This is a genomic window from Ferrovibrio sp. (assembly GCF_036381655.1).
Lineage (GTDB): Bacteria > Pseudomonadota > Alphaproteobacteria > Ferrovibrionales > Ferrovibrionaceae > Ferrovibrio.
On sequence record NZ_DASVCJ010000065.1, the window covers coordinates 114,984 to 123,856 of the forward strand.

Genomic DNA, 8,873 nt, shown 5'->3' on the forward strand with positions numbered 1-8,873 from the left:
AAGCCGGGTGACCGCGCGAGGGCGGGGTCACGGGAATATCACTCTCGTCCAATTATCCACTTTTGTCTTACGTGCGGCAGCGGAACTTTCGCCGATGCCATCCGTTGCTCTCACCCGTCGGCCTCGGCTGACCACATCCAGGGACAAGCAAAGGGGAGAATGTCATGCCATTGGGCTTAAGTGGCAGCGAGCCGATCATCGTTCAGCATATCAAGAATGTTCATTATCCGGTGTCGCGCGACGAGCTGGTGGCGCATGTACGCCGCTCCGCCGCCGATGGCGTGATCGCCAGCCTGATGGAGATGCTGCCCCGGCGCTCCTATGACAGCCCCGGCGAGGTGATGCAGGCGCTGGTCACGCGCGCCGAGCAGAGTTATCGCGCCACCCACGACCTCGATCCCGAGCAGTTCCTGCTGGCCGACGACGAAGAAGACGACGACGATGGGGACGAGGACGAGGACAGGGACGACGACGACGAAGACGATGACGAGGAGGAAGACGACGACGAGGACGATGAAGACGACGAGGACGGCGACGAAGACGATTACGGAAGCGAGGACGCCGGGGCGGATGAGGAAGACTAGCCGGATACCCGGTGCGCTTTCGCGCGCGCTTGGCGCTGCGCTTAGCGGCTTTCCGTCGCGATCCGCAATCCCAACGCGATCAGCACCGCCCCGGTGAGAGCTTCGACCATCTGGCGCAGGCGGCTGCCGCGGTAGGCATCGCCGGCGCGGGCGATCAGTGTGGCGTAGGCCGTCAGCCATACGAAGGTCATCAGGCTGAAAATCACGCCGAGCAGCAGCAAGGCGGCGAAAAGGCTGCAGCCCAGGGATGTGAATGCCGAACTGAACTGCGGCAGGATCGAGGCGAAGAAGATGGCGATCTTCGGATTGCCCAGATCGCTGATCAGCCCCTGCAGAAAGGCGCGGCGCGGCCGCAGGCGCGGGCCCTTCGGCGCCGGAATGGCGGCGGCCGCAGCCTTGCGCATCCGCCAGGCGCCCCACAGTGCCTGCAACCCGAGCCAGATCAGATAGGCCGCGCCGGCATATTTCACCGCGAGGAACAGCGGCTCGGAGGCGAGCAGCAGCGCCACCAGCCCGACCGAGGTGAATACCGCCCAGGTGCTCAGGCCGCAGGCGACGCCCAGGCCGGTGGCGATGCCGGCGCGCCGTCCGCCCAGCAGCGTGGCGCGGGTGGTGACCGCCGTGTCCGGCCCTGGCGTGACGATGACGATGGCGGCAATGCTCAGATAGGCGATCAGGCCGGTCGGCATGGCGCGCCCCCTCTTCCTTCCTTTCCGTCCGCTAGCGGTTATCCGCCAGCAGCATCTCGGCGCCCTTCTCAGCGATCATCAGCGTCGGCGAGGCGGTATTGCCCGAGGTGATCAGCGGCATGGCCGAGGCGTCGATCACGCGCAGGCGCTCGATGCCGCGCACGCGCAGCCGCTCGTCCAGCACCGCCATCGGATCGCTGTCGATGCCCATCTTCGCGGTGCTGACCGGATGGAAGATGGTGGCGCCGATATCGCCGGCGGCACGCAGTATCTCGGTCTCGGACTGAATCGCCGCGCCGGGCAGGTATTCCTCCGGCTGGTATCGGGCGAGGGCCTTCGCCGCCGCCAGCCGGCGCGTCAGCTTCAGGCTGTCGATGGCGACGCGCTTGTCTTCCTCGGTGTCGAGGTAGTTCGGCTGGATCGCCGGCGCCTGGCGCGGATCGGCCGACTTGATCCGCACATGCCCGCGCGAGGTCGGGCGCAGGTTGCAGATGGATGCCGTGAAAGCCGGAAAACGGTGCAAAGGATCGCCGAACTTGTCCAGCGAAAGCGGCTGGATATGGAATTCGACATTCGGCGTTTCATGCTCCGGGCTGGAGCGGGTGAACATGCCGAATTGCGAGGGCGGCATGGTGAGCGCGCCGCGGCGGAACAGCGCGTAGTTGAAGGCGATCTGCGCCTTGGCGAACCAGGAGCGGTCGATCTCGTTGATCGTGCGCACGCCCTTGACCTTGTAGATCAGGCGCAGCTGCAGGTGATCCTGCAGGTTCTCGCCCACGCCGGGCAGGTCGTGTCGGACCTCTATCCCATGCTCCCTGAGCAGAGCCGCGGGCCCGATGCCGCTCAACTGCAGAAGCTGCGGCGAGTTGATCGCGCCGGCGGCGAGGATGACCTCGGCATTGGCGCGGACGAAGCAGCGCTCGCCATTCCGGGTGTAGACGATCCCGGCGGCCCGCCGGCCTTCCAGCTGCACGCGCTCGACCTGCACGTTGATGCGCAATTCCAGATTGGGCCGGTTCAGCACCGGCTTGAGGAAGGCGGTGGCGGCCGACCAGCGCACGCCGCGCCGCTGGTTGACCTGGAAATAGGCCGAGCCTTCGTTGTTGCCGGTGTTGAAATCCTTCACGCGCGGGATGCCGATCTCCTCGCCGGCCTCGGCCACGCGGTCGATGATGTCCCAGCGCACACGCGGCTCCTCGACGCGCCATTCGCCACCCGAGGCATGGATGCGCTTGCCGCTGGCATCGACATCGTCGCCGCCGAAATGATCCTCGTGCTTGAGGAAATAGGGCAGCACGTCGTCCCAGCCCCAGCCGGTCAGGCCCTGCTGGCGCCACATGTCGTAGTCGCGCGCCTGGCCGCGCATGTAGACCATGGCGTTGATCGCGGTGCAGCCGCCGATCACCTTGCCGCGCGCATAGCCGATGGAGCGGCCATTCAGGCCCGGCACCGACTCGGTCTTGTAGCACCAGTCGGAGCGCGGATTGCCGATGGCGAACAGATAGCCGATCGGAATGTGGAACCAGATCCAGTTATCCTTGCCGCCGGCCTCCAGGACCAGCACGCGCGTCTTGGGGTCGCGGCTCAAGCGGTTGGCCAGCAGCGAGCCCGCCGTTCCCCCGCCGACGATGATGTAATCGAATGTGCCGGTGTCTTTGAGATTCTCCGGCTGCCCCGTACCCGACATGCGCTTCCCCTGCATTCTATTGAGAAAATTTAGACGGGAACGGGATGCCTGGGTCAAGCCTGTCCACCGATAGATCGTCACTCCGGGGCTCGACCCGAGGGTCCAAGCGGACGCGCCGCACGATAAATGGCGACGGCTTGATGCGGCATCGGCGTTCATGGACCCTCGGGTCAGGCCCGAGGGCGGCGAGTTTTGGAATGGTTCAGAGTTTCCGTGCGGCCACGATCAGCGCGTCGATGCTGGCCTCACCCAGGCTGCGCATCGCTTCCAGCCGGTGCAGGCCGGCGATCAGCACATAACGCCTGCTCTTCTCGTCGCGGCGCAACTGGATCGGCGTCTTGAGCCCGTTCTGCAGGATGTCCTCGGCCAGAGCCGCGACCTTGGTCGCGTCCAGCGTGCCCCTGAACTTCATCGGCACCTGGATTTCGGCGAGCTTGACCGGCACCGGCTTGAGCATGGGGCTGCATCCTTTTGGGCGGACAGGCCTTGAGCTTCGCGGCGGGAGATGCCCGGGTCAAGCCCCGGCATGACGACTAAAAAGCAAAACCGCGGGCAAAGGCGCCGTTAGGCGTCCGGGTATTCGATCCTGACGACCTCGATCTGCTCGATGCCGTGCGGCGTGCGCAGGTCCACCACGTCGCCGACGCGCGCCTTCATCAGCGCGCGGGCGACGGGCGAAATCCAGCTCACCTCGCCCTGCTCCAGCCGCGCCTCGTCGATGCCGACGATGCGCACGGTGCGCTCGCGGTCGTTTTCGTCGGCGTAGGTCACGCGGGCGCCGAAGAAGACCTGCTCGCGGTTCTTCTGCAGTTGGGGATCGACCGGCTCGGCGATTTCCAGCCGTTTCAGCAGGAAGCGGATGCGGCGGTCGATCTCGCGCAGGCGCTTCTTGCCGTAGAGATAATCGCCGTTTTCGCTGCGGTCGCCATTGCCGGCGGCCCAGGAGACGATCTCGACCACCTTGGGGCGTTCGACGCTTTTCAGGTGGCGCAGTTCGTCCTGCAGCCGGCGCAGGCCGGCCGGGGTGATGTAGTTCTTCGCCCCTTTCGGGATCGACGGCTCGTCCTGGAGGTCATCCGGCAGGTCGCCGTCCGGTTCGGCGTCGGTTTCCTTGGTGAAGGCCTTGCTCATGGGGCTAATAAAGGAAATCGTAGCTGCCCGGGTCAAGCCCGGCATGACGATCCCTGCAAACGATGCCGGTCACGGGGCGATGCCCGGATTTCCCACTCTCTATATCGACGCCGATGCCTGCCCGGTGAAGGACGAGGCCTTCCGCGTTGCCGAGCGCCACGGCCTGCCCGTGGTGGTGGTCGCCAATGCCTGGCTGGCCGGCGTGCCGCGCGTTCCCTGGATCCGGCAGGTGACGGTGGGGAATGCGCCGGATGCCGCCGACGACTGGATCGCGGCCGAGGCCAAGTCCGGCGATATCGTGGTCACGGCGGATATTCCCCTGGCGGCGCGCTGCGTCAAAGCCGGGGCCGTGGCGCTGGCGCCGAACGGGCGGGCCTTCACGGCCGAGAGCATCGGCATGGACCTGGCCCTGCGCAACCTGATGACGGAGCTTCGTTCGGCCGATCCGCTGGCGCAGGCAACCGGCGGCGGGCCGAAGCCGTTTTCCGCGAAGGACCGCTCGGCCTTCCTGCAGGCGCTGCACGAGGCCGTGTTGCGGCTGAAGCGGCAGGCGTAACGCCGCTGCCGCGCGGATCGCTGCCGCTGCGCGGATCGATCCTGCGGAGGGGGAAGCCTAAAGCTGCTTTTCCGAGCGGGCGATGGTCTTGATCGGGCCGCGCGGGCGACCGGATTTCTCGGCGATTTCGCGGTCCTGCGCCTCGATATAGGCCTTCACGGCATCCTCGCCGCCATCCAGCCCGGACATCAGCTCGGCCGGCACGCGGCGGTTGGAGGTCTGCGCGCCGTCCTGGTAGACCACGTCGAACATGATCACCGTGGCGTTGGGGTTGACGCGTTTCGTCTTCGTCTTGGCCATGACATCATTCCATTCAGTGCTGCCGCGTCACGAGGGCTTGGTCGGGTCCGGCTCGGACGCGCCGGCTTCGCGCTCGGCCTTGCGGCGTTCGGATTCCTCCTGCCGGCGCTGCAGCTTTTCCTGCTTTTTCTGTTCCTTGGCCCGGTTGCGCGCGGCGCGTTCCTGGCCATAGTTCGGCTTGAAGGCCATGGCACCCTCCTGCTGTCCAGCTAGGGGATTCGGAAAAACCGAAAGGGGCGCCGGTTGCCCGACGCCCCCTCGATGAAACTGGTATGCAGGCCTTAGAGGGCCTTCAGGTTCACCGCCGAGGTCTTGCCGCGCTTCGGATCGCGCTGCTCCTCGAAGGACACCTTCTGGCCTTCGTTCAGGCCAGCCATGCCGGCGCGCTCAACGGCCGAGATGTGGACGAACACGTCCGAGCCGCCGCTTTCCGGCTGAATGAAACCATAACCCTTGGTGGCGTTGAACCATTTCACAGTACCGACAGCCATTGCTGTATCTCCGTCTAGTCTTAGTGCAGCGCCATACTCATGCATGACGCATCAGATCTTGGTAGGGAAGTGGCAGATCCGTGCACCTTGGGTCGGGACCCGACGGTGTGGCAGGCTGGCAGTCCATAGAAGATCGATGAGACGAACATAGGTGATGGCGTTGGCTTTGCAAGCCATGCCCTCAACAAAAAACGGCCCGGGAGGTTCCCGGGCCGTGACATTTTCAGGGCCGAACCGCTTCCTAGAGCGATTTGACGATATCCTCGACCATCTTCTTGGCGTCGGCCAGCAGCATCATCGTGTTGTCCTTGTAGAACAGTTCGTTATCGATGCCGGCATAGCCGGAGGCCATCGAGCGCTTGACGAACAGCACCGTCTTGGCCTTGTCGACCTCCAGGATCGGCATGCCGTAGATCGGGCTTTTCGGGTCGTCCCGGGCGGCCGGATTGGTCACGTCGTTGGCGCCGATGACGAAGGCGACGTCCGCGGTCTGGAATTCGGAGTTGATCTCCTCCAGCTCGAACACCTCGTCGTAGGGCACGTTGGCCTCGGCCAGCAGAACGTTCATATGGCCCGGCATGCGGCCCGCCACCGGGTGGATGGCGTATTTGACCTCGACGCCCTCCTCCTTCAGCTTGTCGGCCATCTCGCGCAAGGCATGCTGGGCCTGGCTGACCGCCATGCCGTAGCCCGGCACGATGATCACCTTGCCGGCGTTCTTCATGATGAAGGCCGCGTCGTCGGCCGAGCCCTTCTTGTAGGACCGGTCGACCTTCTGGCCGCCGCCGGCGGCGGCCGTCTCGCCGCCGAAGCCGCCGAGGATGACGTTGAACAGCGAGCGGTTCATGCCCTTGCACATGATGTAGGACAGGATCGCGCCCGAGGAGCCGACCAGGGCGCCGGTGACGATCAGCGCCGGGTTCTGCAGCGTGAAGCCGATGCCGGCCGCCGCCCAGCCCGAGTAGCTGTTCAGCATCGAGACGACCACGGGCATGTCGGCGCCGCCGATCGGGATGATGATGGTGAAGCCGACGATCAGGCCGAGCAGCGTGATCGCCCAGAAGATCTCGCGCGCCGGGTTGAAGCAGAAGGCGACGATCAGCGCGACGATGACGAGGCCGATTAGGGCGTTCAGCGCATGCTGGCCCCTGAAGACCACCGGCGCGCCGGACACCAGGCCCTGCAGCTTGGAGAAGGCGACCAGCGAGCCGGAGAAGGTGATGATGCCGATCACCACGCCGAGCGACATCTCGACGCGGCTGCCGACCTTGATCACGCCGTCATGCAGGATGCCGTAGGGCTCCGGGTTGTAGAAGGCGGCGGCGGCGACCAGGACGGCGGCCAGGCCGACCAGCGAGTGCATGGCGGCGACGAGCTGCGGCATCGCCGTCATCTGGATGCGACGCGCCAGCACCGAACCGATGCCGCCGCCGATCGCCAGGGCGATCACCACATAGACGATGGTGCCGGACAGGTCGCCGAGGTTGAAGAAGGTGGTCAGCACGGCGATCGCCATGCCTATCATGCCATAGGCGTTGCCCTTGCGGCTGGTCTCCGGCGACGACAGGCCGCGCAAGGCCAGGATGAAGAGAACGGAGCTGACCAGATAGAGCAGCGCGGTCAGTTGGATCGGCATGGTTCGGGTCCCCTCACTTCTTCTCTTTTTTCTTGTACATGGCGAGCATGCGCTGGGTGACCAGGAAACCGCCGAAGATGTTGACCGAGACCAGCACGATGGCGATCAGGCCGAAGACCTTGGACGCGTCGAAGACTTCCGAGGCGCCGGCGGCGATCAGCGCGCCGACCACGATCACCGAGGAAATCGCGTTGGTCACCGACATCAGCGGGGTATGCAGCGCCGGCGTGACGCTCCAGACGACGTAATAGCCGACGAAGCAGGCCAGCACGAAGATCGAGAGCAGCGAAAAGAAGGAATAAACCTCGGCCATGATCACGCACCCTCTTTCAGCATGGGATGGACGACGGCCCCGTCCCTGGCGACGCAGGTGCCGGTCACGGTCTCGTCCTCGAAGTTGAACTTGAAGCCCTTGCCGTCCTTGTCCCAATGCGGCGAGAGGAAGTTCCACAGGTTCTTGGCGAACAGGTTGGACGCATCCACCGGCACGCGGCTCGGATAGTTGGTGTAGGCGACGATCTTCACGCCATCGACATCGACCACCTGGTCGGGCCTGGACAGCGGGCAGTTGCCGCCGGCCTCGACGGCCAGATCGACGATCACCGAGCCCGGCCGCATCGAGCGCGCCATCTCCTCGGTGACCAGCACCGGAGCCGGACGGCCGGGGATCAGCGCCGTGGTGATCACGACATCCTGCTTCTTGATCGTCTCGGCGACCAGGGCGGCCTGCTTGGCCTTGTATTCCGCCGACATCTCCTTGGCATAGCCGCCGGCGGTCTGCGAGGCGCGCGCCTCCTCGTCGTCGACCCAGATGAACTTGCCGCCTAGGCTCTCCACCTGCTCCTTGGTGGCGGGACGCACATCGGTGGCCGAAACCACGGCGCCGAGGCGCTTGGCGGTGGCGATCGCCTGCAGGCCGGCGACGCCGACGCCCATCACGAAGACGCGCGCCGGCGCGATGGTGCCGGCCGAGGTCATCATCATCGGGAAGGCGCGGCCGAACACGCTCGCCGCGTCCAGCACCGACTTGTAGCCGGCGAGATTGGATTGCGAGGAGAGGATGTCCATCGACTGCGCGCGGGTGATGCGCGGCATCAATTCCATGGCGAAGGCGGTCACGCCGGCGGCGGCATAGGCCTTGACCTGCTCGCGCTGCTGCAGGGCCTGCAGATGGGCGACCAGCACGGCGCCCTTCTTCATCAGCGCCAGTTCGTCATTGCCCTCGGCGGCGGTCATCGGCCGCTGGATCTTCAGCACCAGATCGGCATCGCCGAGGGCGGCTTTGGCATCCGGCGCGATCGTCGCACCCATCGCGACGTATTGATCGTCCGGAATGTCGGATGCCAAGCCGGCGCCGGTTTCGATCACCACGCTGCAGCCAAGGCCGACGAATTTCTTGACCGTCTCCGGCGACGCGGCAACACGCTTTTCGCCCGCGCGCCGTTCCTTCGGAATTCCGATTTTCATGACAGAGGCTCCCCCCGAGGCAGATGACATGCAGTCGTCCCGCGCTTGGCGGGACGGCCGGTCGGCTCAGAGCAGGAAGAGCGCCATGAGGATGAGAATGACGGCGGTCGCGCCGGTTCCCCATTTCACGAGCGCCATGAAACCCTTCCAGGTTTCCCGATGCTCGCGGATATCCATCGTACCCATCTGATGCTCGCCGATATTCTGGCTGGCCATGTTACCCCCTCTATCACTGGAAACGGTTGCTAAGCGACTGAATTGCGGGGGGATATTACGCTGGCGGCCAAAGGGCGCACAACCCTCGCTGGGCGCCGTTTACGGCCGGACCGTCC

12 protein-coding genes and 1 pseudogene are annotated in these 8,873 nt (G+C 65.3%); 2 read left to right on the forward strand and 11 right to left on the reverse strand.

All coding sequences use genetic code 11. The annotated features are described in order from the left end of the window. Positions 1-164: 164 nt before the first annotated feature. Positions 165-584: a DUF2795 domain-containing protein gene (locus VF194_RS14340; RefSeq protein ID WP_330891861.1), complete on the forward strand. Its 420-nt coding sequence runs from the start codon at positions 165-167 to the stop codon at positions 582-584. Between the two features lie 41 nt (positions 585-625). Here VF194_RS14340 and VF194_RS14345 read toward each other — a convergent pair whose 3' ends face one another. The 4 genes from VF194_RS14345 to greB all read right to left on the reverse strand — a co-directional run bounded on the left by VF194_RS14345 (position 626) and on the right by greB (position 4,091). Next, positions 626-1,273 (reverse strand): LysE family translocator, encoded by a 648-nt coding sequence (locus VF194_RS14345; RefSeq protein WP_330891862.1) that lies wholly within the window; start codon positions 1,271-1,273, stop codon positions 626-628. Positions 1,274-1,304: 31 nt separating this feature from the next. Further along, on the reverse strand, positions 1,305-2,960 hold the full coding sequence (locus VF194_RS14350; protein ID WP_330891863.1) for a GMC family oxidoreductase: 1,656 nt from the start codon (positions 2,958-2,960) through the stop codon (positions 1,305-1,307). A gap of 202 nt (positions 2,961-3,162) precedes the next feature. Further along, entirely contained in the window at positions 3,163-3,417 is a 255-nt protein-coding gene (locus VF194_RS14355; protein WP_330891864.1) for a ParB N-terminal domain-containing protein, read from the reverse strand. Positions 3,418-3,524: 107 nt separating this feature from the next. Beyond that, positions 3,525-4,091: a transcription elongation factor GreB gene (gene greB / locus VF194_RS14360; RefSeq protein ID WP_330891865.1), complete on the reverse strand. Its 567-nt coding sequence runs from the start codon at positions 4,089-4,091 to the stop codon at positions 3,525-3,527. A 43-nt stretch (positions 4,092-4,134) separates the two neighbouring features. Here greB and VF194_RS14365 point away from each other — a divergent pair, with 43 nt between their 5' ends. Then, a complete protein-coding gene (locus VF194_RS14365) occupies positions 4,135-4,647 on the forward strand; it encodes a YaiI/YqxD family protein (protein ID WP_414656110.1) in 513 nt (170 codons plus the stop codon). Positions 4,648-4,704: 57 nt separating this feature from the next. Here VF194_RS14365 and VF194_RS14370 read toward each other — a convergent pair whose 3' ends face one another. The 7 genes and pseudogenes from VF194_RS14370 to VF194_RS14400 form a co-directional block, all read right to left on the reverse strand. Next, the gene (locus VF194_RS14370) at positions 4,705-4,947 is read right to left on the reverse strand and encodes a hypothetical protein (RefSeq protein ID WP_330891866.1); all 243 of its coding nucleotides are present in this window, start codon (positions 4,945-4,947) and stop codon (positions 4,705-4,707) included. Positions 4,948-4,974: 27 nt separating this feature from the next. Beyond that, positions 4,975-5,136, reverse strand: coding sequence for a hypothetical protein (locus VF194_RS14375; RefSeq protein ID WP_330891867.1), 162 nt, complete (start codon positions 5,134-5,136; stop codon positions 4,975-4,977). 92 nt (positions 5,137-5,228) lie between these two features. After that, complete coding sequence (locus VF194_RS14380) at positions 5,229-5,438, reverse strand: cold-shock protein (protein ID WP_330891868.1); 210 nt, start codon at positions 5,436-5,438, stop codon at positions 5,229-5,231. 241 nt (positions 5,439-5,679) lie between these two features. After that, complete coding sequence (locus tag VF194_RS14385) at positions 5,680-7,074, reverse strand: NAD(P)(+) transhydrogenase (Re/Si-specific) subunit beta (protein ID WP_330891869.1); 1,395 nt, start codon at positions 7,072-7,074, stop codon at positions 5,680-5,682. Between the two features lie 13 nt (positions 7,075-7,087). Continuing rightward, positions 7,088-7,354, reverse strand: a pseudogene (locus VF194_RS14390) (NAD(P) transhydrogenase subunit alpha); the annotation flags it as partial. Between the two features lie 35 nt (positions 7,355-7,389). Further along, positions 7,390-8,541: a Re/Si-specific NAD(P)(+) transhydrogenase subunit alpha gene (locus VF194_RS14395; RefSeq protein WP_330891870.1), complete on the reverse strand. Its 1,152-nt coding sequence runs from the start codon at positions 8,539-8,541 to the stop codon at positions 7,390-7,392. A 66-nt stretch (positions 8,542-8,607) separates the two neighbouring features. Then, entirely contained in the window at positions 8,608-8,757 is a 150-nt protein-coding gene (locus VF194_RS14400) for an aa3-type cytochrome c oxidase subunit IV (protein ID WP_330891871.1), read from the reverse strand. Positions 8,758-8,873: the final 116 nt, after the last annotated feature.

What these genes read in the sequence shown, in the direction of transcription:
- VF194_RS14400 (WP_330891871.1), bottom strand. Translation starts at nt 8,757, where the DNA reads ATGGCCAGCCAGAATATCGGCGAGCATCAGATGGGTACGATGGATATC.
- VF194_RS14380 (WP_330891868.1), bottom strand. Translation starts at nt 5,438, where the DNA reads ATGGCTGTCGGTACTGTGAAATGGTTCAACGCCACCAAGGGTTATGGT.
- VF194_RS14370 (WP_330891866.1), bottom strand. Translation starts at nt 4,947, where the DNA reads ATGGCCAAGACGAAGACGAAACGCGTCAACCCCAACGCCACGGTGATC.
- VF194_RS14350 (WP_330891863.1), bottom strand. Translation starts at nt 2,960, where the DNA reads ATGTCGGGTACGGGGCAGCCGGAGAATCTCAAAGACACCGGCACATTC.
- VF194_RS14375 (WP_330891867.1), bottom strand. Translation starts at nt 5,136, where the DNA reads ATGGCCTTCAAGCCGAACTATGGCCAGGAACGCGCCGCGCGCAACCGG.
- VF194_RS14355 (WP_330891864.1), bottom strand. Translation starts at nt 3,417, where the DNA reads ATGCTCAAGCCGGTGCCGGTCAAGCTCGCCGAAATCCAGGTGCCGATG.
- VF194_RS14345 (WP_330891862.1), bottom strand. Translation starts at nt 1,273, where the DNA reads ATGCCGACCGGCCTGATCGCCTATCTGAGCATTGCCGCCATCGTCATC.
- VF194_RS14365 (WP_414656110.1), top strand. Translation starts at nt 4,135, where the DNA reads ATGACGATCCCTGCAAACGATGCCGGTCACGGGGCGATGCCCGGATTT.
- VF194_RS14340 (WP_330891861.1), top strand. Translation starts at nt 165, where the DNA reads ATGCCATTGGGCTTAAGTGGCAGCGAGCCGATCATCGTTCAGCATATC.
- greB (WP_330891865.1), bottom strand. Translation starts at nt 4,091, where the DNA reads ATGAGCAAGGCCTTCACCAAGGAAACCGACGCCGAACCGGACGGCGAC.
- VF194_RS14395 (WP_330891870.1), bottom strand. Translation starts at nt 8,541, where the DNA reads ATGAAAATCGGAATTCCGAAGGAACGGCGCGCGGGCGAAAAGCGTGTT.
- VF194_RS14385 (WP_330891869.1), bottom strand. Translation starts at nt 7,074, where the DNA reads ATGCCGATCCAACTGACCGCGCTGCTCTATCTGGTCAGCTCCGTTCTC.